The 21,724-nt window shown below is 32.5% G+C and carries 21 protein-coding genes; 6 read left to right on the plus strand and 15 right to left on the minus strand.

The window, feature by feature from the left end:
* The first annotated feature begins 321 nt into the window (after positions 1–321).
* Both HMPREF2897_RS10070 and aldA read left to right on the plus strand, forming a co-directional pair.
* Positions 322–1,371 (plus strand): YkvI family membrane protein, encoded by a 1,050-nt coding sequence (locus HMPREF2897_RS10070; protein WP_070593117.1) that lies wholly within the window; start codon positions 322–324, stop codon positions 1,369–1,371.
* A 246-nt stretch (positions 1,372–1,617) separates the two neighbouring features.
* A complete protein-coding gene (gene aldA / locus HMPREF2897_RS10075) occupies positions 1,618–3,042 on the plus strand; it encodes an aldehyde dehydrogenase (RefSeq protein WP_070593119.1) in 1,425 nt (474 codons plus the stop codon).
* A 70-nt stretch (positions 3,043–3,112) separates the two neighbouring features.
* On the opposite strand, the gene HMPREF2897_RS10080 is transcribed toward aldA, so the two are convergent.
* The gene (locus HMPREF2897_RS10080) at positions 3,113–4,060 is read right to left on the minus strand and encodes a metal ABC transporter solute-binding protein, Zn/Mn family (protein ID WP_070593121.1); all 948 of its coding nucleotides are present in this window, start codon (positions 4,058–4,060) and stop codon (positions 3,113–3,115) included.
* A 166-nt stretch (positions 4,061–4,226) separates the two neighbouring features.
* On the opposite strand from HMPREF2897_RS10080, the gene HMPREF2897_RS10085 reads away from it, so the two are divergent.
* Together HMPREF2897_RS10085 and HMPREF2897_RS10090 are read left to right on the plus strand one after the other, a co-directional pair.
* The gene (locus tag HMPREF2897_RS10085) at positions 4,227–4,508 is read left to right on the plus strand and encodes a GNAT family N-acetyltransferase (protein ID WP_002484947.1); all 282 of its coding nucleotides are present in this window, start codon (positions 4,227–4,229) and stop codon (positions 4,506–4,508) included.
* A gap of 261 nt (positions 4,509–4,769) precedes the next feature.
* Positions 4,770–5,567, plus strand: a complete 798-nt coding sequence (locus HMPREF2897_RS10090; protein ID WP_070593123.1) for a VOC family protein — start codon at positions 4,770–4,772, stop codon at positions 5,565–5,567.
* Positions 5,568–5,891: 324 nt separating this feature from the next.
* On the opposite strand, the gene HMPREF2897_RS10095 is transcribed toward HMPREF2897_RS10090, so the two are convergent.
* The 3 genes from HMPREF2897_RS10095 to HMPREF2897_RS10105 all read right to left on the minus strand — a co-directional run bounded on the left by HMPREF2897_RS10095 (position 5,892) and on the right by HMPREF2897_RS10105 (position 8,931).
* Positions 5,892–6,197, minus strand: coding sequence for a TM2 domain-containing protein (locus HMPREF2897_RS10095; RefSeq protein ID WP_002458205.1), 306 nt, complete (start codon positions 6,195–6,197; stop codon positions 5,892–5,894).
* A gap of 197 nt (positions 6,198–6,394) precedes the next feature.
* Entirely contained in the window at positions 6,395–7,888 is a 1,494-nt protein-coding gene (locus tag HMPREF2897_RS10100) for an aldehyde dehydrogenase family protein (protein WP_002501529.1), read from the minus strand.
* Between the two features lie 380 nt (positions 7,889–8,268).
* On the minus strand, positions 8,269–8,931 hold the full coding sequence (locus HMPREF2897_RS10105; protein WP_002447111.1) for an NAD(P)H-dependent oxidoreductase: 663 nt from the start codon (positions 8,929–8,931) through the stop codon (positions 8,269–8,271).
* A gap of 245 nt (positions 8,932–9,176) precedes the next feature.
* Here HMPREF2897_RS10105 and HMPREF2897_RS10110 point away from each other — a divergent pair, with 245 nt between their 5' ends.
* Positions 9,177–10,169 carry a D-lactate dehydrogenase gene (locus HMPREF2897_RS10110; RefSeq protein ID WP_002447110.1) on the plus strand — a complete coding sequence of 331 codons (993 nt, stop codon included), beginning with the start codon at positions 9,177–9,179 and terminating at the stop codon, positions 10,167–10,169.
* Positions 10,170–10,353: 184 nt separating this feature from the next.
* Here the strand turns inward: HMPREF2897_RS10110 and HMPREF2897_RS10115 are convergent, their stop codons facing one another.
* Both HMPREF2897_RS10115 and srtA read right to left on the minus strand, forming a co-directional pair.
* Entirely contained in the window at positions 10,354–11,163 is an 810-nt protein-coding gene (locus HMPREF2897_RS10115) for a Cof-type HAD-IIB family hydrolase (protein ID WP_002447109.1), read from the minus strand.
* A 343-nt stretch (positions 11,164–11,506) separates the two neighbouring features.
* Positions 11,507–12,118 (minus strand): class A sortase SrtA, encoded by a 612-nt coding sequence (gene srtA, locus HMPREF2897_RS10120; RefSeq protein WP_002447108.1) that lies wholly within the window; start codon positions 12,116–12,118, stop codon positions 11,507–11,509.
* A 172-nt stretch (positions 12,119–12,290) separates the two neighbouring features.
* Between srtA and HMPREF2897_RS10125 the strand changes: the two genes are divergently transcribed.
* Positions 12,291–12,785 (plus strand): GNAT family N-acetyltransferase, encoded by a 495-nt coding sequence (locus HMPREF2897_RS10125; RefSeq protein ID WP_002475106.1) that lies wholly within the window; start codon positions 12,291–12,293, stop codon positions 12,783–12,785.
* A 62-nt stretch (positions 12,786–12,847) separates the two neighbouring features.
* On the opposite strand, the gene HMPREF2897_RS12875 is transcribed toward HMPREF2897_RS10125, so the two are convergent.
* The 9 genes from HMPREF2897_RS12875 to rbsU all read right to left on the minus strand — a co-directional run bounded on the left by HMPREF2897_RS12875 (position 12,848) and on the right by rbsU (position 21,637).
* A complete protein-coding gene (locus HMPREF2897_RS12875) occupies positions 12,848–13,024 on the minus strand; it encodes a hypothetical protein (protein WP_002447106.1) in 177 nt (58 codons plus the stop codon).
* Positions 13,025–13,221: 197 nt separating this feature from the next.
* The gene (gene sdaAA / locus HMPREF2897_RS10130; protein ID WP_001832363.1) at positions 13,222–14,121 is read right to left on the minus strand and encodes an L-serine ammonia-lyase, iron-sulfur-dependent, subunit alpha; all 900 of its coding nucleotides are present in this window, start codon (positions 14,119–14,121) and stop codon (positions 13,222–13,224) included.
* Between the two features lie 12 nt (positions 14,122–14,133).
* Positions 14,134–14,814 (minus strand): L-serine ammonia-lyase, iron-sulfur-dependent subunit beta, encoded by a 681-nt coding sequence (gene sdaAB, locus HMPREF2897_RS10135; RefSeq protein ID WP_002458212.1) that lies wholly within the window; start codon positions 14,812–14,814, stop codon positions 14,134–14,136.
* A 2-nt stretch (positions 14,815–14,816) separates the two neighbouring features.
* A complete protein-coding gene (locus HMPREF2897_RS10140) occupies positions 14,817–15,860 on the minus strand; it encodes a PTS sugar transporter subunit IIC (RefSeq protein ID WP_002490645.1) in 1,044 nt (347 codons plus the stop codon).
* A 652-nt stretch (positions 15,861–16,512) separates the two neighbouring features.
* Positions 16,513–17,298 (minus strand): hypothetical protein, encoded by a 786-nt coding sequence (locus HMPREF2897_RS10145; RefSeq protein WP_002490593.1) that lies wholly within the window; start codon positions 17,296–17,298, stop codon positions 16,513–16,515.
* Positions 17,299–17,571: 273 nt separating this feature from the next.
* Entirely contained in the window at positions 17,572–19,062 is a 1,491-nt protein-coding gene (xylB, locus tag HMPREF2897_RS10150; RefSeq protein WP_002490657.1) for a xylulokinase, read from the minus strand.
* A 290-nt stretch (positions 19,063–19,352) separates the two neighbouring features.
* A complete protein-coding gene (rbsK, locus tag HMPREF2897_RS10155; RefSeq protein ID WP_070593125.1) occupies positions 19,353–20,276 on the minus strand; it encodes a ribokinase in 924 nt (307 codons plus the stop codon).
* Between the two features lie 53 nt (positions 20,277–20,329).
* Positions 20,330–20,734, minus strand: a complete 405-nt coding sequence (gene rbsD / locus HMPREF2897_RS10160) for a D-ribose pyranase (RefSeq protein WP_002447103.1) — start codon at positions 20,732–20,734, stop codon at positions 20,330–20,332.
* A gap of 21 nt (positions 20,735–20,755) precedes the next feature.
* Positions 20,756–21,637: a ribose/proton symporter RbsU gene (rbsU, locus tag HMPREF2897_RS10165; RefSeq protein ID WP_002447102.1), complete on the minus strand. Its 882-nt coding sequence runs from the start codon at positions 21,635–21,637 to the stop codon at positions 20,756–20,758.
* Positions 21,638–21,724 lie beyond the last annotated feature (87 nt).

Below are 21,724 nucleotides of genomic sequence, written 5' to 3' on the forward strand. Positions count from 1 at the left end.
CGATTTATATACTTAATATTGACCTATACTACCAAAAATGATTTGCAATTGCATTATGATTTGCTTAAAGATAATGTAAACATTTAAATGAAATATATGGATTTAGGTTAGATGGTACTTGACTATACGCACTTATCTACCATCTTATTTAATCATACCACACTTAAACGTACACCCTATTTATACAATAGTACATATGTGGCGAACTTTACTATTTATTTTTTCGGTAAAATCATCTAAAATAGATTAATGTAATTTTTAAAATTTTTGTAAGAAAAATTAATCTAACTTGGATAGCACCTGAAGGGATTTGTTTATTAAATGAGCAATGTTAAAGAATCCATCATTGTTGCCTTCGCCTTTGTAGGCGTTGTAGTTGGAGCGGGATTTGCGACAGGTCAGGAAATTTTTCAATTCTTCACTAGTCATGGTATTTACAGTATTAGCGGTATTTTTATTACTGGACTTATCATAACTCTTGGAGGAATATTCGTATTAAATACTGGCTTTCGTCTTAGATCTCAAAACCACTCCGAATCTATTCGCTATTATCTACATCCAACAATAGCTAAATTATTTGATATTATACTTACAGTATTTTTATTTTCTCTAGCAATTATTATGACAGCCGGCGGAGCATCAACTATAAATGAAAGTTTTGGTTTGCCTTTTTGGTTAAGTTCTCTCATTTTAGTGATACTTATTTTGTTAACATTATTTCTAAAGTTCGATCGCCTCATCGCTGTTTTAGGAGGGGTAACACCATTTCTTGTGGCAGTCGTAGTAATGATTGCAGTGTATTACTTTATTACTGGTGATTTAAATTTTAATGACGCCAGTCAATATTCAAATCAAAATAAGTCGATTTCTCCTGGCTGGTGGTTTGACGCAATTAATTATGCTAGCTTACAAATTGCTGCTGCATTTAGCTTTTTAACTGTAATGGGCGGTAAGCTACGATATCAATCGTCCACAATTTATGGTGGACTTATCGGTGGTATTATTGTGACTTTACTATTACTTTTAATTAATTTTGGTCTTGTTACAGAATTTAATCAAATTAAAGAGGTAGCATTACCATCATTGCTACTTGCTAAGCAGATTTCTCCATCCATTGGTATTATCATGTCTGTCATTATGGTTTTAGTTATATACAATACAGTAGTAGGTTTAATGTACGCCTTTGCATCACGCTTTAGTCGACCGTTTACGAAACGCTATTATATTCTTATAGTTATGATGGCGATAATAACATTTGCTTGTACTTTTGTGGGATTCATTTCTCTCATTGGTAAAGTATTCCCTATCATGGGACTTTTTGGTTTTATCTTATTAATTCCTGTGATATACAAAGGAATTTTACGAAAATAATAATCTTAGCCTAGGACAAATTGTCTTAGGCTTTTATATTGTCAATAAGGTAAAGAGTTAAACACATACTAAACAAATTTTAATTCTATTAGCACTTCCTGTGTAAGTTAACCAATCTATTTAAACACTATTTACCTTCTTAATGGTTGCTCATTTTCTTGAAGTTCAGGAGAATTTTAATATAAATAACGCAATTTAAATTTAAAACTGATTTTTCAGGGAATACTTCTAATGGAGGTGTTTAACATGACAAACCAGTTATTTATTAACAATGAATTTATAGAAAGTCAGTCTAAAGAAACAATGGATGTCATTAATCCAGCTACTGGCGAGGCATTTGATACTATCACTCTTGCAACTGAAGAGGAAGTAAACGACGCAATTGAAAAATCTCAACAAGCACAACTTGAATGGGAGCGCGTGCCTCAACCTACACGTGCAGAACATGTTAAATTACTTATACCTTTATTAGAAAAAAATCGCGATGAAATAGCTCAATTATACGTAAAAGAACAAGGTAAAACTTTATCGCAAGCTTATGGAGAAATTGACAAATCAATCTCATTTATCGATTATATGACAAGTCTGAGTATGTCAGATAAAGGACGTGTTCTACAAAATAGTATTGCAAATGAAACGATTCAAATTATCAACAAACCTATCGGAGTTACTGCTGGTATTGTGCCATGGAACGCACCGATACTTGTCCTTATGCGAAAAGTCATTCCAGCTATTGTAACTGGTTGTTCAGTAGTGATTAAACCTAGTGAAGAGACAACGTTACTCACTCTTCGATTAGCTGAATTATTCAGAGCATCAACTATACCAGCAGGTTTGATTCAAATTGTTCCTGGCACTGGAGAAACAGTAGGTACACAATTAGCTTCGCATAAAGACATTCAACTTATTTCTTTAACTGGAAGTATGAGAGCTGGTAAATCTGTTTACGAAAATGCTGCTCAAACTGTAAAGAAAGTAAATTTAGAATTAGGTGGAAATGCTCCAGTCATTGTCACATCAAATGCCGATTTAGATAAAGCAGTTGACTATATTGTGACAGCCCGTATAAATAATGCAGGTCAAGTTTGTACGTGCCCTGAACGTATCTTTGTGCATGAAGATGTTCACGATGACTTTTTAAATAAAGTAACTTCCAAAATGAAAAGCTTAACTGTTGGAGATCCATTTGATGAAAACACCGATTACGGCGCAATTATTAACCAAAAGCAACTTGATAGTATTCATGACAAGGTCCAAGATGCTATTAAAAATGGTGCAACATTGATGACTGGTGGACATCAATTAAAACGCCATGGTTTCTTCTACGCACCAACGGTATTAGATAACGTTAGAAAAGACGATAGTGTCTTTAAAGATGAAATTTTTGGTCCTGTTCTTGCGATAACAACATACCGTAATTTTGAACAAGTGATTGAAGACGCTAATGATACAAACGCTGGCTTATCTTCTTATATCTTCTCTGAAAATTTAACAGAAGTAATGACAGCAACCGAACGTCTAAAATTTGGTGAAGTATATGCAAATTGTGAGGCTGAAGAAGTCGTTAATGGCTATCACGCAGGTTGGCGTGAATCAGGCTTAGGTGGCGCTGACGGTATTCACGGTTTTGAAGAATACTACAATACCACTGTAAGTTATATCAGATACTAATGTAATCATTATCATATAACTAACGGGATGGGTTTAACGTTTTATTTAGAACGTTAAACCCACCCCGTTTTTAATTATTGAGTGCGTGATTTAATACGTGAATGTTCTTTTTCATTAATGATTGGTATGAAATTGAATCATCATTTTGCTCCTCTTTAGTCAATACAGCTAAATTATGAAAACTTAATGGTTTCGTATCTGTTTCTTTCTGAATAACATCTGTAATTTTGGAGGTAATATTTTGTTCATATAAAACATAAGGCGCGTGCGAATGCTGTATATCTTTAACGATATTCAAAATCTCTTTTTGACTAGGTTCTTCATCATTCATACCTTTAACACCTTGTTGTTTAAAACCATAACGATGCGCTAAATATCCAAGCGAATCGTGTGATATCACAACTTTATCTCTTTTAGAATGCTTCGTTATTGATTGTAGCTGTTGATCAATATGCACAATATCTTTATTTACCATTTTATAATTTTTATTGTAATAAGCTTGATGTTTAGGGTCTTTCTCTATTAATTTCTCTTTAATCATGAAAGCGAATTTTTGATTTAGAACAGGATCTAACCAAACATGAGGATCTTGATTCGATTCTTCATGATGTGAATGATGCTCATGATCTTCATCATGGTCTTTAGAGTGAATAAAATCACTTTGTTTGAGTCCTTCGGCAAGCGCTAATTTCATGCTATTATTGGTCATCGAATTCGTAATCTTTGTAGCGACAGGATCTAATTGATGACTTGAATAGACAAACAGATCACTTTTGGCAATATTAATCATATCTTTTTGTGTTGGTTCATATGAGTGTAAATCAGCACCAGCAGGATAGATTGATTGCGCGTCAACATATTTTCCACCAATCTGTTGTGTCAAACTTTGAAATGCGTATACAGTCGTGTATACTTTCATTTTATTCTTGTCATTAATACTTTCGCGTTTACGATGATCAAAGCTACTGCATCCGCTTAACATTAAAATGATGATTGACACTATAATTAATTTCTTCAATATAAGTGCTCCCTACTATGACCAATTTATACGCTTATCACTATATCCGTTACATTATAAAAAAGCAATAGTTATCAATATAAATGTAAACTGTAAACCAATTATGTTTGAAAACGTCAAAGCGTGATAAATATAACTATATACTATTTTAAAGGAGTGAACGTCGATGGCTGCAGAAATTAAACAAGGCGATCATAAATTCTATGTAGGTGATGACGAAAATAACCCAAAAGCTGTTATTACATTTAAAGAGGTTGATAACAATGAGATAGACATCGATCATACTGGAGTTTCTGATGAACTCGGTGGACAAGGTCTAGGTAAAAAATTAGTTAATCGTGTTGTTGAACATGCACGAGAAAACAATCTAAAAATTATCGCTTCTTGTCCATTCGCAAAAAACGTATTAGAAAAAGATGATCATGCACAAGATGTTTATTTAGGATAGTTTATGTGAATGTACTCATATCAATTTGAGATATACGTCATTCGTTTATTTCACCGAAAATTTATAGCAGTTGACTAAATATGCAATATGTTTATCAAATGGCCACACATATAGTCAACTATGTAAGAGTAGGACTAATTTCAAAATAATTTAGTTCTACTCTTTTATTTAGATTTTATATTAGTTCAATATATTAGCTATTTTAGTATCTTTTAAGTATATTAATTATACTTATTTTAAAATTGAAAGGAACACGAAACGATGACAAATTTTCATTCTATAGATGCTACACAAGTAACAAACGTCACTTTAAATGTTAAAGATTTAAATAAATTAACTGATTTCTATTCTAATGTATTAGGTTTTTCTATTGAAAAACAAACGAATCAACAAACCGTATTCAACATCGGAAATCTTGGTTATACTTTAACTTTAAATGAACTCAACAATGGTCGACAACCGGAATTTAGAGAAGCAGGTTTATTCCATGTTGCTTATCTTTTACCGACTCGTAGCGATTTAGCAGACTTCCTTTATCATGCTAACAATCACAACATCGCAATGGGTGGCGGAGATCACCTTGTCAGTGAAGCGCTATATTTCGCTGATCCTGAAGGTAATGGTATTGAAGTCTATCATGACCGTCCTTCAGAAGACTGGGTATGGCGAGACGGTTTTGTCAAAATGGATACATTGGAAGTTGATGTCAATGATTTAATGGCTCAACGCTCAAACGAAGGTTGGCAAGGTTGGCCGGAAGAAGGAAAAATCGGCCATTTACATCTCAAAACACACAATTTAGAATCAGCTTATGAATTTTATGTTGAAAAGCTAGGGTTCGAACATATATCTAATTTCCCACAAGCACTATTTATGTCTACTCAAAAGTATCATCATCATATAGCTACAAATACTTGGCAGTCAAATAAGATTAGAACTCAAAATGAACAAACTTATGGTTTATGTCACTTTGACATATATCAACCTAATGCAAATACTACTCATGTTACTTCACCTGAAGGCTTTGACATTACAATTCATAGTAACGAAACAAAATAACGATGATAACTTACCTTAGTTGATACACACCTTATTTTGAATAAGTTATCCAAGTTACCGATAACTTGCTTTGCCCTGGGAATTTCTCGGTGAAATTCTCTTTGTTGGGGCCCCGAACCTCAACTTTTCTAATCCATTGAATTCCAACATATACTTCGTCTTTATGGGGTTTGATAAAAGTGTTTGATATAAGGTAGATGTATTTTCTAATGGTTTGTCTATATATTAAGAAAACCTGAGACAAGATTGATGTGTACTATACCTCACAATGTTAGAATTTAGTCTAACTTTGCGTTGCACTCAATGTCTCAGGTTTTTATAATTTTATTTATTTTTCATTAATTTTACTTCGCTTAATGCTTGCTGACGTATTCTTTCTTCATCTTCTCTAACCCAGTTTGGAATTAAAAAAGCATCAATAATAGCCCAAATTAATGTAGGAATTCCAAAAGTAAACCAAACAGTTAATAATGTTAAGACTAATAATCCAACTCCACTTCCTACTTTACCATGATAAAATCTGTGTGCTCCAAATCCTCCTAAAAAGAACCAAAGTACATAAGATACAGCAGTAGATTTTCCACGATTCGTTACTTGTTGTTCAATATAACTTTTTTCTTCTAAATTCATAAAATCCCTCACAACATTATATATTTAAAATTATTGTACCATACAAAATATAAAAACAAATATTAATTTATTATTTTTTACCGGATAAATAAATTTTTGTGTAATATTTAAAATTATTTTTGGCTTTTAATTGAAGTAAAATTCCAACAAAAAACAGGATGCACGCATACGCGCATCCTGTAAAATGCCTCTTTTTATTAATATAAACCTTTAGTTTGGTTGCTTGTATCAATAAAGATATTTTTAACTTGTTGATAGTTTTTGATAGCATCTTTATATACTTCGCGCCCAATACCTGATTTTTTATATCCTCCGAATGGCGCACCTGCAGGAATTTGATTATAAGTGTTAATCCAAATACGACCTGTTCTCATAGCTTTAGCTACATTTAATGCACGATTTATATTTGTAGTAAAGATACCTCCAGCTAAACCATACTCAGAATCATTTGCAATTTCGATAGCTTCTTGCTCATCATCGAATTTTTCAACTACTACAACTGGACCAAAGATTTCTTCTTGAGCAAGTTGATGTTTATTATCGTTAATCTCAATAATTGTAGGCTCAAAGAAGTAACCTTTGTCTAAGCCGTTATCTGTAATTCGATGACCACCAGTTAAGATGTTCGCTTTGTCATCTTCTTCAGCAATTTTTATATAACTTTCAATTTTATCTAATTGTTCTGGTCCAGTTTGCGCACTCATTTTAGTATCTTCATCAAATGGATCGCCAACTTTAATATTTTCAAATGCTTCTTTCAATTTTGGCAATAATTCATCGTAAATAGATGATTGTACTAATAATCTTGAACCTGCACTACATACTTCACCTTGGTTAAATAATATGCCAAGTTGAACACCTTCAATCACTTGCTCTAAATTAGCGTCATCAAAGATAATATTAGCACTTTTACCACCTAATTCTAATGTTGTAGGAACGATACGTTCAGCACCTGCTTGTGCTACACCGTAACCCACGTCAGTAGAACCTGTAAATGATAATTTGTCTACACCTTCATGATGGAAAATAGCGTCTCCTGATTCAGACCCTTTACCAGTTAAGACATTAACTACTCCTTTAGGAAGAACTTCTTGGAAAATTTTAGCAAGTTCAATTAATGATAAAGGCGTAGATGATGATGGTTGAATTACTACTGTATTACCTGCTGCTAAAGCTGGTCCTAATTTCCATGATGCTAATAAAATTGGGAAGTTCCATGCTACTACTGCACCAACAACCCCAACAGGTTCATTAACAACTAAACTCATTGTATTTTGATCAATTTCATTAACTGAACCTTCGTCAGTTGTTAAAACGCTAGCAAAATACTTAAATTGATTGGCTGCTTGTGGTACATCAATTGTTGATGTTTCGCGATAGGGTTTACCATTTTGCAGTGATTCAACTGTTGCTAAATGTTCAGTTTTCTCATGAATACGTCGACTAATTTCTAATAAATAATCTGCACGTTCTTCTTTAGAAATCTTACTCCAACTATCAAATGCATCATGAGCTGCCTGAACAGCTTTATCCACATCTTTTTTACCAGCGCGTGCAACTTTAGCTAAATCTTCACCATTAGCTGGATTAGAAACAGTTAATGTTTCCCCACTATCACTAGCTTGGAATTCATTGTTAATAAACAAGCCGTAACTTTCATCTATATAATTTCTTACGTTAATATTTGTCATTAAAACCCATCCTTTTTTAGTGATATTTGAAGTAATCGCTTATCCCTAATAAAATGTAAGCGTTTACTCAATGTAACACTTATTTTAACCTCTTTTGTAAATAATGCAAAATTATCTGTTTGCATCATCAAAAAAAGTGACTATGTTTGTGTTGTACCCGCTTCGCGTCACATTATTCAACGTATAAAAAAATTTATTATATTCAACAAAACAACCTGAGGCTTCAAGTAGAAGTCTCAGGTTGTTTATATATTTATTATTGATAACTCACTTAATTTTACATTCATATAATCGTACTTGATTAAAGTTCTCACTATCAGGAGTAAACTATAGTATTTAACATAAACCTATGCTATACTTTGTGGTTTCATAAAATTTCTTTATTCAATCCAACTAATGATGTCGTCTTCATTTTGTCTAACTTTGCCGTGTTTAGGCTCTTGTGCTCTGTAACCAAAGCCTACCATAACTGAAATACCAAATTGTTCTGTATCTAAAACACCCTCATCAGAAAGAATTTCAGTCACTTTGTCTAAATCAAATCCTTCAATTGGACATGAGTCGATACCTAGTAATGCAGCACTTGTCATCATGTTTGCTAACGCAATATATGTTTGTTTACTCGCCCAATCATACAATGTTCGTTCATTATCGGCGATATGGAAACTTTCTTGGAAATCATCAAATTTATTTTCAACAGCTGGAATTGTACTTTCTTCATATTTTTTAACACCACGAAGTAAATGTTGCACGTATTCTGTATGAGCCGTCACATTCTTACGGGCAAAAATTAATACAAAGTGACTTGCTGTATCAAGTTGCTTTTGTGCTCCCCAACTATAGGCTTTCAATTTTTCTCTCAATTCTTTATTTTGAACCACTACAAAGTGCCAAGGTTCTAAACCTAGTGAACTTGGAGATAATCTACCTGTTTCTAAAATCGTATTAAAATCTTCATCACTAATTTTTTTCGCAGGGTCAAATTCTTTTGTCGCATGTCTAAAATGGAATGCATCAACAATCGTTTGATTCATTTGATTCACAATCATACCTTCCTCTCTTTACTTCTGTTGATACAAATTATATACGACTTCAAAGTGTAACTAAAGTAATTGATTTCTAATCTCTTCAGCTCACTTATATAGTTAGTATAATTTAGAAATTTAAAAGACCTATGAAATAACTTGTTTAGTGAATTAAATCACATATAATAAAAAAATCATAAGTACTGACTTGTGAATGTTTTTACTATTCATTAATTCTAAATTTTAGAAATGAGGTAATTTTAATGACAAAAATTATGTTTTTCGGTACAAGAGCATATGAAAAGGACATGGCATTACGTTGGGGAAAGGAAAATAATATCGATGTTACTACATCAACAGAACTTTTAAGTGTAGATACAGTCGATCAATTAAAAGATTATGACGGTGTGACAACAATGCAGTTCGGTAAATTAGAACCTGAAGTTTACCCTAAATTAGAGTCTTATGGTATTAAACAAATTGCACAACGTACGGCTGGATTTGATATGTATGACTTAGAACTTGCAAAAAAACATGGAATTATTATCTCGAATATACCTAGTTATTCACCTGAAACAATTGCTGAATATTCGGTATCTATCGCTCTGCAGCTCGTACGAAAATTCCCAACAATTGAAAAACGTGTGCAAGCACATAATTTCACGTGGGCGTCCCCTATTATGTCTCGTCCAGTAAAAAACATGACCGTAGCAATCATCGGTACAGGACGTATTGGTGCTGCAACAGGTAAAATCTATGCTGGTTTTGGTGCGAAAGTAGTTGGTTATGATGCATACCCTAATCATTCTTTATCTTTCTTAGAATATAAAGAAACAATAGAGGATGCAATTAAAGATGCTGATATTATCTCTTTACATGTACCCGCTAATAAAGATAGTTTTCATTTATTTGATAACAATATGTTTAAAAAAGTTAAAAAAGGTGCCGTTTTAGTTAATGCTGCAAGAGGAGCTGTGATTAACACGCCTGATTTAATTGAAGCAGTAAATAATGGTACATTATCAGGTGCTGCCATTGACACATATGAAAATGAAGCTAATTATTTCACCTTTGATTGGTCAAATCAAACGATTGATGACCCAATATTATTAGACCTAATTAGAAATGAAAATATTTTAGTTACACCTCATATTGCCTTTTTCTCTGATGAAGCAGTACAAAATTTAGTCGAGGGTGGTTTGAATGCTGCATTATCAGTAATTAATACTGGCACATGTGATACGCGATTAAACTAATACGAATAAAGTCAGTAATCACTGTAATCAAGATATTATTTATCATTATTTCGATTTACTTACCCTATATCATTACATTATCACTTGGTATTAATGTGAATAAAATAAAAAACATTTTACTTTTCTAATAAAAAAATGGTTAAGCGTCTGTACATGTTAATGTTTCAGACATTTAACCATTTTATTATTTATTAGAATAACCGAGAACAACATTTTCGATTGTTGATAGTACGCCTTGTTCATCATTGGAAGGTGCCACATGACTCGCTATATTAAATAATGATTGATCTTCACTATTAGCCATGACATAACTATGTTCGGCGAGTTCCAACATATCTTTATCGTTATTTGCATCTCCAAATGCCATTAAATGTGAAGCAGACATTTGCCATTCTTTTAATAATCTAGACAAAGCTTGACCCTTAGTCATATTTGGCATAATAACATCTATACTATCTCTTCCACTTGATACTAGTTTAATATCATCTTTAAACTTAAGAGCTAATTTCTCATCTAAGTCTGGATGAGTTTGACGATTAATATTGAAAGCAATTTTTACATAATCATCGTCAGGTAATGTTTGTAAGGAGTCAATCTCTATGAGTTGGTGATAATATGTACGTGCATCTTGCTTAAATGCTTCGCTTGTCTCTTTTAAAATATATGCACTTTTTACGCCACAAATAATCAAATTGTTTATCTTTTGATTCAAATTTAAATAATTTACAACTTTTTGAAAAATATACTGATCAAAACTTCGATAATTATAAAGTTGATTCCCTTTATAGATGACTGCTCCATTTTCAGATATAAAGAACATTTCCCTATCTCCAAAAATTGATTTTAGCTTTGCAAATTGATTCCCACTCGCAGCTATAAATTTGATATTTTTATCTATTAATTCTTTAAAAATAGTTTCAAAACGATTTCTATCAAACTGTTTATTTGAGTCAAGAAATGTTCCATCCATATCTACCGCAATGGCTTTAATCATCGTTAAGCCCCCTATCTATAGATTAAAATTCATAATCATTATATAGCTGTTGGATTTGGGATTGAAGCAATATCAAATATAGTGAAAACATATTCATATATTGAAATTGTTTTCAACATAAAAAATAATTACCTTTGTCATTCACACTATCGCTTAATATATAAGATAAATCTCTTATTTTCATTTATATAACTTGAATCGACATATTAAAAAGAGCCAAGGACAATCACTTTGTCCTTAACTCTCTAATCAATAAGTTATTAAAATTCATTTTAACAAAGCTTCTTCTCGAAGCAGAACATAATTCATACAGTTTATTACGTATCTTTCACTTATAAGAATATTAGTTAATTTGTGTAGCTATGAATATTTTCCTTGTTTCCCAAACACCCGTTTCTTCATTATAGTCATCACAAGTAATTAATGTTAATTGATTTTTCTTATTAGGATGTTCGTCTAATACCTTAACCTCTGTAGGTTTAACATCACGTATTTTAGTTATTTTATACTTTCTAGTTTGATTTCCAGTTTTAAAATACACTTTACTACCGATTTTTGCTGATTTTAAATTTGTAAATTGATAGTGCGGACGATCAGTAAACGTATGACCAGCAATTGAAATGTTCTGTTGATTAAGAGATTCGTCACCTTCTGCAAAACTTACACCTCTATTGAGTTGTTCTGGCGTTGCTGGACCAGGGTATACAGGTTCTTTTATTTGCGCATCTGGAACTTCTATATAACCAGCCATTTTAGATTTATCGGAAGGTATCTTTGGCGTCGATTTAGATGTCTTTGTCTGTTCTTTTTCCTTTTTATCATAATTTTCAATTTTATGATCGTTATCTTTTTCATGAAGATAATTATCGATATATGGCTTTGAGAATAAATAAATAGCTAAAATGATTAACAATACGCCTATTAAGGTGATTAATCTATTCATCCACTGCTTCATTTATGTTACTCCTTTATATTTATTTCGCAAATTATATAATTTTAGTTTAGTATAGCATTAAATTAAAAATTCAACATTACATGATGTGATATCTGAACTAGATGAGAATGCCTGAAGATGATGCATTGTCTATTGAATAAAAATAATAATTTTAAAGATTTGAGGGATTGAGATGATTAGATTTGCACGACTAGAGGATCTTCAAGATATTTTGACAATTTATAATGATGCTATCCTTAATACAACAGCTGTTTATACGTATAAGCCACAACAATTAGATGAACGTCTTCAATGGTATCAATCTAAAGCAAAAATAAACGAACCTATATGGGTTTATGAAAAAGAAGGGAAAGTGGTTGGTTTTGCCACTTATGGTTCCTTTAGACAATGGCCGGCCTATTTATATACTATTGAACATTCAATATATGTTCATCAACAGTACAGAGGACTAGGTATCGCTTCTCAATTATTAGAGAATTTAATTCATTACGCTAAAGAACAAGGTTATCGCACCATTGTTGCCGGGATTGATGCATCGAACATGGACAGTATCGCATTACATAAGAAGTTTGACTTCTCACATGCAGGTACAATTAAAAATGTAGGTTATAAGTTTAATCGATGGCTCGATTTATCATTTTATCAATATGATTTATCCGATTCATAAGAAAGTGTGGAGTTATTATTAAATAAGTTAATCCAAAAAGATACTCTTTATTTTTTATTTCTTCAGTCTTCTTTTTTATCTTCAATAACAAAACGAATGTAATAGAATATAAAAACAATTATCATGCTCAATGATAATGATTTAAATAGCAAGTTGGGCCATGTTCCCTCGATGGTCCATAAATAAGTTATCGTCGTGTTAATGATGAATGCGATGAAGATCAAAAATAATCTCAGCATTTCATCAACCCCTTTTTAGCTATTTTATGTTGTTGTCAGAAAATTTGCAATATATAAAACGCCTATAATCATATGATTAAAGGCGTTCTTAATATAAGAACTTTATCTTTTATAATTTTTTCTTTATTTTTAACATCTTTTACTACTAAAAATGCTCAAGCTTTATAATTTATAAAGCCTGAGCATTTAAATATTAATTATTTATTTTTAACCATGTTGTCTGCTTCGCCGAATATTTTACGTTTGATTTCTTCGCCAGTAGGTGTACCTGCTAAACCACCTAAACCTGTTTCTCTTAATGATGCAGGTAAATTACGACCCACTCTATCCATAGCACCTATGACTTCATCTACTGGAATTTGACTTTCAACTCCAGCTAGTGCAAGGTCTGCAGATATTAATGCATTTCCTGAACCAATAGCATTACGCATTACACATGGAATTTCAACTAAACCAGCAACTGGATCGCAAACTAAGCCTAATAAGTTACTAATTGCCAATGCCATGGCATGTCCTGATTGTTCAGGTGACCCGTTAAAAATTGATACTGCAGCAGCTGCAGCCATTGCAGATGCCGAACCCACTTCGGCTTGACAACCACCAGTTGCACCGGCAACGCTCGCATTGTTTGCAACTACTCGCCCGAATAAAGCTGATGTGAATAGAAAATCTATCATTTGATCTTCAGTGATATTATGAGTTTTTTCTAATTTAAATATTACGCCGGGAATCGTTCCCGAGGAACCAGCTGTCGGAGTAGCACAAATAATACCCATTGCTGCATTAACTTCGTTCGTTGCAACTGCACCTTTGACTGCATCAATCATTTCATGACCTGATAATGCATGATTATTCTCGTTGTAATCTCGAAGTTTAGCAGCGTCATGTCCTGTATAACCTGTCACACTTTCTACACCGTCGCCAGTCGTACCTTTTTCAACCGCCTCACGCATAACGTTTAAGTTTTGTCTCATTAAATCACGCACTTCTTCGCGAGATTTACCTTCTCTTTCCATTTCATCATTAATCATCATATCAGCAAAACTGATGTTATTTTCAACTGAATAATCTATTGTCTCTCTAATTGAATCAAACATGTTAATCCCCCTCTATTTGATATAGGAAACGTTTAAATCACTATGTTTATCTTTAATAATATTTAATGCTGATTCTGAGATTGCTTTATTTAAAGGAAATACAACTAAACCTTCATTATCATTTGTTTTTATTAATTCTTCACCTAGGTCTAAGTTCATATCTGATAAATCATTAATAAGATGATTTATTTTAGCTTTATTCATATTTCCATCTATAACTAACATTGGAAGCCCATGATTCAGTTCCACATCTAAACCATTTACATTGATACCTTTTAGTTTGATTGTACCGCCACCAATAGAAATACCTATCACTTCTATATAACGTCCGTCTTTCGTATTTGCTTTGATATAAGCACAGTTAGGATGTTGACCAATACTTTCTCCTTCATCTTCAATAATATCAATTGTAATATTTTCATCTTTTGCTATGTCTAAGGATGATTTAATTCTACTATCGAAAGTGCTGTAGCCCATAGCACCTCCGACAATAGCAACGTCTGTACCATGCCCTTGATGCGTTTTAGCAAAAGATTCATAATAACGAATTTCTATATGCTTAGGCATATCTCCTAACACAGCTCTCGCTGAATTACCAATTTTTACTGCACCTGCTGTATGAGAACTTGAAGGTCCCATCATTACTGGTCCAATAATATCGAAAGCACTTTGATAATCATAGCTTTTAGCCATCATTAAACACTCTCCTTAACTTGGTTTTTTCTACGTGGTAACTTGAATCCGACATTCATCAAGTTAAATTTATTAATAATAGCACTAATAACGTACGCTAATATCACACTTGCAATTGCTACTGCGATAATTGTAATTGTAGATCTTACAGCATCGTTAAAGCCATAAAGTACAATAGCACCTGCTATAGGTGTTGCCATACCTTTAATATCAATAACTAGTCCACTGTATGTGACAATACAAGCATTTACAACACCAATAATGGCATTCGCACCAAACAGTTGTAGCGGATATTTGGCAATTAAGTCAATTTGAGTTAACGGCTCTACAAATACCGCGAAGGCATTACCTTTATTACCAATTTTTAATTTGCTAAATAAGATTCCATTAACAAAAGATGCTCCTGTACATGTTAACGCACCAATTGCCATTGGAATACCAGTTAAACCTAATAAGCTTGTAAGTACCATTGAGCTTAATGGCGTCATACCAGTTACAGGAATAACAAGTCCTAAAATGACTGCTAATGCATATGGGTTGTTATCACCTACTGAAGTGATTGCACTACCAATTTGTTTAAGTACTGCAATAACCCCTGGAGAAATTAAGTTTGCAAGACCAAATGTAACTGCTGGAGCCAATAAAATAACAACAATTAAATCTAGTCCCTCTGGAACTTTTTTCTCAACAAACTTGATTCCAAATGCAACAACATACGCTGCGATAAACGCAGGTAATAATTTTGAGTCATGTAATATTAAACCTACAATGACTGCAAATACTGGAGACACTTCTAACTTTAGACAAGTTAATATACCAACAGCTATACCACTTAAACTCCCTGCTAAATCACCAATTTCTTGGAAAAATTTAACATGGAATACGCCACCAATTGCGTAACTTAAGAACGCCTGTGGTAAAAACGTGGCACAAGCAGCCCCTGATAAAGCTTGTAAACCTTGTTTACCATATGGCGCAAAATTTAAGAAAAGCGTCATGATAATAAGAACGAGTACTAAAGTCCCTACTCCTAAAATAATATCCATTTCCCCAAAACCTTCTTTCTTTATTTTTAGGCCATAGTTATCGTACACCCTAAAGAAAGCGATTTCAACAATTTATTGAACACAATTAAGTCTATATTGTGAATTAATTCACAAAACTGTTTTAATAGTCTTTCTAAAACATTTATATACACGAATTTTATATTTTAAGATGGTTTCAAATTACTTTTTTTAGTTAATTGGTTTTATTTATCTACTTTAAATACTGTAAAAGTAAAATGTTAATCACAATAATTCAATATTTTGTCAATGCATAACTAAGATGACTCCATGTATTCTAACGCTAAAAGTCATATTTGTAAAAAATTAGTCACAATTAAAAAAGGAGCGGAACTGAATTCATCTAAGAATTTTATGTCCCGCTCTATCGCTCTTATTGACTGAGTTTATAAAAAACTTAATGAACCAAAAATTTCATTTCAATCAATGATTGCGAAAAGATTGAGAATCTACACGTAATTTTATGGTATAGATTCTAAGCAATATGAATGTTTATGTTAAATAATGTGTTTTAATGACTTAATATCAAATAAATGAAACGAATTTTATCATACTTTAACCTTCTTATAACTTACCTTTCGTACCTTTTATGGTGGTGCTCGACATCTCACTATCAAATGTTTTAAGTGTCCATTTAATCTTTTGTATGGCATTGCGAGTAAAAATAATATTGACTCAATGAATATTCTTGTCTCGCGAGATGTTCAGGTAATTGAAATATAAGTAAAAAAAGCTTTTGTATATGGAAAATAAGATCATTCAAAGACGGTATCATGAAGGTATTTGAGATTTCGAGATATTGGAAATCTCTATGCCATGCGTGGATGCTATATTGTAATGGATATAAATGGTCTTGCTGTTCGTGATAGTTTAAATCGACCTTTATGATATAGTTTGGTAGTTTTATTTCGAAAGAATTATTCTTTAGAGAAACAGGAACTTGGCATTTGGTAATTTCGTTGATTAATTTTTGTAATAGACAAATTAAAATATCATTGTCTTTGTCAGAGCTTTGAGGTGGTGTAATTTCTTTACGAATAGAATGCTGATCTAAGGGGAATTTGAGTTTTAAACAATGTAATTGAGGCCGTAACTTTAGACTTTTCATTCTAGAATAAGCACTCAAAATTAAATGTATTTGCTGACGTGAATAAAAATGCAGGAAACTTAATTGTTCATTATTAATTGGGGTCGGAATTTCATCCTTTAAATGAATATAACAATTGTCTACGCGATTCTTAGGCTTCATAATTTTACTTCCTCGCAATGTTTTTCGAAGTTGATGAATCGGTGGAATAGATATTTGATGCTCTTCAATTATCATTAATAAGTTATAATAATCTATTTCATTCAAGTAGGCAAACGTTCTTGGCGTAACATATTGTAACTTTTCATATAATTCTTGTTTTGAAATAAACATAGTATCATCCTCTCGATGCTTATATAGTCTTGAGTGCTCAAATCTTAAAAATGATATCTATATTAAACGTATAATTTAAATCAATGTCAATATTCATTTTAATAATTAAATTTTTACTTATCATTTTTAGTTGACAGTTTTTCAATTTTTGAACTTTTCTACGACGAAATTGTATGTACTGTTGATAAATATAATTATTTTTTCATTTTCTTATAATTGACTATAATAAAAAGACTCATCGCCATTAAAAGTGAGCGATAAGTCTTTAATATTTTAATTCGTTATCGTTAACAAATCAGCAGTAAGCTGTTTCGTTTGTTTATATATAGCTTCATAAACTGAATAGTATTGTTCATAAAGGTCATGATTTTCATTATTCGGCTCAAACACCTCGTCTACTTTAATAAATGCCTCTACACAAGACTCAATTGTTTTAAACCATCCTAGACCGTATGCCGCTAAAATTGCCGCTCCCATGCTTGGTCCTTCTTCATGCTTCAACCTTTTTATTTGTACATTAAAAATATCAGCTTGAAGTTGTAACCAAAATCTACTCTTAGCACCACCACCGATTGAAGTGATAGAGTTCATTTCATGACCAGCTCGTCTCATAATCTTTATAGAATCATATAAAGAATACGTTATGCCTTCGATTACTGATCTCGCAAAGTCAGCTTTAGTATGTTGCCCACTGATACCTATAAAACTTCCACGTATTTGAGCATCACCATGTGGCGTACGTTCTCCAGCTAAGTAAGGTGTAAATAGTAGTCCATTGGCACCTATCTTTGAAGATGCAGCTAAATTTAAAATCTCTTCAAAAGATTCATTTTCAAAAAAAGTTTGTTTTAACCAGTTTAAACTATAGCCTGCTGCCAACGTTACGCCCATTGCGTAATAAGTGTCTGGAACACTATGATTAAATAAGTGTAAATTACTATCATATGAAGTCACACGTTGGTATTCAACATTTAATACAACACCTGAAGTACCTATGCTACATAATGCACTTTTATCATGGATGACACCAGCACCAATTGCACCACATGCATTATCGCCACCCCCAGCATATACAGCAACATCACTAGATAATCCTAATTCATTAGCCAGTGATTCAGTCACATTTCCAACATATGAATGTGATTGTACTAAGGGTGGGTAGATATCACCAATGTTAAATGTATCTCCAACATCTCTTGTCCATTCACAATTCTCAGGATTGAATAATAATGTACTACATGCATCACTATATTCCATATGAATTGTCTGAGTTAAGCAATAACGTAAATAATCTTTAGGCAACATAAAAACATCAACTCGACTCCAAATTTCAGGTTCATGTTGTTGTACCCATAACATTTTGGGAAGTGTAAATCCTTCTAATATCGGATTATAATTCAATCTTTCACCATATATATTTTCAATTTGTCTGCATTGTATTGAATTTCTAGTATCATTCCATAAAATCGCTTTTCTCAAAGGAATGCCGTTATCATCAACTATGACCAACCCATGCATTTGACCAGAAAAAGAAATCCCCTTTACTATCTTATCTGACATTTCTGTTGATTGAATTAATTCTTTTATCCCTTTCTTAGTAGCCTCAAACCATTCATTAGGGTCTTGTTCGCTATAACCAGGATGCTCTTGGTATAATTTTAATGTTTCACTTACTGATTCAATGACATTTCCTAATTGATCAACAGCAATAATTTTTATTGCGCTTGTGCCTAAATCAATTCCTAGAACTACTTCTTTCACCATCGTTCACCCTTTGTTTAAAATGTTAATTAATTATAAATATATTATAAATAGTTAGACTGAGAATTAAAACTTAAAATTAAAAAGTATCCATTACACAAAATAAGGGCGTGGAGAAGAATTCGTGTTAAATTTCGTCCTCGTCGTGCAACTGGCTTAATCTGTTCGATCTTTCTATAATTCCTTTTAATTGAGCCTTTGATATTATTTAAAAAGTTATAAAATTTAAAGATTCCCTCTTTATAAGTGAAGAAAGTCTGCGACATTATTTCATGTCACAGACTCTCATTTCATTAATTATATTCTCCCTCTACTTCTTTCCGTGTTGGTATAGAAGCTTGTGCTCCTTTTCGTTGTACTGTTAGAGACGACGCTTGATTTGCAAGTCGAATAGCCGATTCTAAATTGCTCAAATCTTTATTTAACTCACTTAAAAAAGCACCTATAAATGTATCTCCTGCTGCTGTCGTATCTACTGCTTTTACATTACAAGCAGGAATCATTTTGTATTGTTCTTGATATGCACAATACGTGCCTTGCTCCCCTAAAGTAATTAATACTGCAGATATACCTAAATCGAGAAAATATGTTGCTGTTTCTTTCATATCACTTTCATTATTGATTGAAATACCTGTTAATAATTCTGCTTCTGTTTCGTTTGGAATAATTATATCAGTTAACTCTAAAAGTGACTTAGGCAATTCAATTGCTGGTGCAGGATTTAATACAGTAGTGATATTTTGCTTACGAGCAATTTTAAATGCTTGTTCTATCGCCTCAAATGGAACTTCAAGCTGCGCTACAACAAAGTCTGCACCAATAAACGCTTCTGCACTCATCTCAACATCAGTTGCACTTAATGTCATATTCGCACCACCGTAAACAAGAATCGTATTTTGTCCTGCTTCATCAACAGTGATAAATGCTTGCCCAGTTTCTTCACTTTCTGACGTTAAAATATATTGTGTATGAATACCTGCTTTTTTGAAATCTTCCAATATAAAGTTGGCATTGCCATCTTTACCAATTTTACTGATAAATGTTGTATCTGCTGCTAATCTACTAGCTGCTATGGCTTGATTGGCTCCCTTGCCCCCACCAAACTCCTTTTGAGCTTGATTAATATGTAACGTCTCACCAGGTTTTGGAAACCTTTTAACATTAAGAAATTTATCTACATTTGTTGATCCAATTACAATTACTTTATTTTTATTCATTTCAACTTCACCTACTTTATCTTTTTAAAAGCACAATCACATGACTATTAAACTTAAAAAGTCACATTAGATTCTAGGATAATGTTAGAAAAAGGGGTGATTTCACCAGTTCGTATATTCCCTTTATTTAAAGGGGATTTTAACATTTCTTTCATCTCAGAATGCGCAATAAATTTAATTTCTACGTCATCATTGATTAATTTCTTAATTGCTTTTAATTGCTGTGCATTCGTAGTTTTAATTTCTTCTGCTAAATATACTTTTTGTATTTCCATTTCAGTTAACACTGTCTCCAACACATCAATAAAACGTGGCAATGACTTAGTCACTGCTAAATCTATACGTCTGTCATCATTAGGTATAGGCATACCTGCGTCATTAATCGTTAATAACTCATAGTGACCTAGTGTGGAGATTGCGCTTGAAATGTGACTATTTAATACTGCTGTTTTCTTCATCTTATTCTTCCCTTCTTAATATTATTTAATAAACACTGTGATTGATGCTGCAACTAAAATAAGAACTAATCCCACAATTGTAATCATTAATTCTTTTGATGTTTTTTTCTGATTTAAGAAAAAAATGCCTGTTAGCGTTGCTAATACTACAGATGTTTGAGATAGAACAAATCCTGTTGCTAAACCATTCATATTAGGTTGTGCTGAAATTAAATAAGTTAAAGCAGCAAATGCAAAGAAAAATCCGGATATTATTTGTTGCCAACTTACTTTCTCTTTAAAAGCATTACCTTTAGACATATTCATCAACGCATAGATAACAGCCACAATGACCATCCCTATAGCTTGAGGTAAAAATGCTTTAAAACCACCAATATCCGTTGCTTGAGGTGCAGCAGAATATATCCAATAGCCAATTTCACCTACAAGTAATAAGAGCACTGCACTTCTTAGATTTTTACTATATTCTTGTTGTTTTGTTTCAGTCCATACAGTCATACGTGCACCTATAAGAATTACGAGTAAAGCTAGAAATCCAATGATTTTGTTTGTTATACCTGGCCAGTTGCCAAGCGCAAAAACGCCCCATAATGATGCACCAAGTAATTGAAATGCAGTAGTAATTGGCATCGCTCTTGATGAACCTACTAATTCGAACGCTTTAAAAGTAATAATTTGACCAAATGCCCATCCTGCACCTGATATGAGCGAAAATACTAATGCCATACCTCCTGGTAAACCGATACCTTTAAATAGTGCTAGAACAATTGCGAAAATCAAAGTACCAACAGTAGCGCCAAAGATTTGATTGACTGGACGTCCACCAAACTTAGAAGCAATCGTTGGAAATAATCCCCAACCTAATAGTGGCCCTAATCCGATTAAAATAGCTATAAAGTCCATAAGACACCTCTATATATTTCATTTTTTTATGTAAATCTTCCACTCAATCATCATACTACTTCTTTTATTTATTGTATACGCTTACAC

It is taken from the genome of Staphylococcus sp. HMSC065D05, from assembly GCF_001813195.1.
In the GTDB taxonomy this organism is placed as follows: Bacteria; Bacillota; Bacilli; order Staphylococcales; family Staphylococcaceae; genus Staphylococcus; species Staphylococcus epidermidis.

Excerpts from the sequence above, each read along its gene's own strand:
- rbsK (WP_070593125.1), bottom strand. The coding sequence starts at position 20,276 with ATGAATAAAAATAAAGTAATTGTAATTGGATCAACAAATGTAGATAAA.
- sdaAA (WP_001832363.1), bottom strand. The coding sequence starts at position 14,121 with ATGTTTGATTCAATTAGAGAGACAATAGATTATTCAGTTGAAAATAAC.
- srtA (WP_002447108.1), bottom strand. The coding sequence starts at position 12,118 with ATGAAGCAGTGGATGAATAGATTAATCACCTTAATAGGCGTATTGTTA.
- HMPREF2897_RS10140 (WP_002490645.1), bottom strand. The coding sequence starts at position 15,860 with ATGGATATTATTTTAGGAGTAGGGACTTTAGTACTCGTTCTTATTATC.
- HMPREF2897_RS10090 (WP_070593123.1), top strand. The coding sequence starts at position 4,770 with ATGACAAATTTTCATTCTATAGATGCTACACAAGTAACAAACGTCACT.
- sdaAB (WP_002458212.1), bottom strand. The coding sequence starts at position 14,814 with ATGGCTAAAAGCTATGATTATCAAAGTGCTTTCGATATTATTGGACCA.
- xylB (WP_002490657.1), bottom strand. The coding sequence starts at position 19,062 with ATGGTGAAAGAAGTAGTTCTAGGAATTGATTTAGGCACAAGCGCAATA.
- rbsD (WP_002447103.1), bottom strand. The coding sequence starts at position 20,734 with ATGAAGAAAACAGCAGTATTAAATAGTCACATTTCAAGCGCAATCTCC.
- HMPREF2897_RS10100 (WP_002501529.1), bottom strand. The coding sequence starts at position 7,888 with ATGACAAATATTAACGTAAGAAATTATATAGATGAAAGTTACGGCTTG.
- rbsU (WP_002447102.1), bottom strand. The coding sequence starts at position 21,637 with ATGGACTTTATAGCTATTTTAATCGGATTAGGGCCACTATTAGGTTGG.
- HMPREF2897_RS10125 (WP_002475106.1), top strand. The coding sequence starts at position 12,291 with ATGATTAGATTTGCACGACTAGAGGATCTTCAAGATATTTTGACAATT.
- aldA (WP_070593119.1), top strand. The coding sequence starts at position 1,618 with ATGACAAACCAGTTATTTATTAACAATGAATTTATAGAAAGTCAGTCT.
- HMPREF2897_RS10145 (WP_002490593.1), bottom strand. The coding sequence starts at position 17,298 with ATGTTTATTTCAAAACAAGAATTATATGAAAAGTTACAATATGTTACG.
- HMPREF2897_RS10070 (WP_070593117.1), top strand. The coding sequence starts at position 322 with ATGAGCAATGTTAAAGAATCCATCATTGTTGCCTTCGCCTTTGTAGGC.
- HMPREF2897_RS10110 (WP_002447110.1), top strand. The coding sequence starts at position 9,177 with ATGACAAAAATTATGTTTTTCGGTACAAGAGCATATGAAAAGGACATG.
- HMPREF2897_RS12875 (WP_002447106.1), bottom strand. The coding sequence starts at position 13,024 with ATGCTGAGATTATTTTTGATCTTCATCGCATTCATCATTAACACGACG.
- HMPREF2897_RS10085 (WP_002484947.1), top strand. The coding sequence starts at position 4,227 with ATGGCTGCAGAAATTAAACAAGGCGATCATAAATTCTATGTAGGTGAT.
- HMPREF2897_RS10095 (WP_002458205.1), bottom strand. The coding sequence starts at position 6,197 with ATGAATTTAGAAGAAAAAAGTTATATTGAACAACAAGTAACGAATCGT.
- HMPREF2897_RS10115 (WP_002447109.1), bottom strand. The coding sequence starts at position 11,163 with ATGATTAAAGCCATTGCGGTAGATATGGATGGAACATTTCTTGACTCA.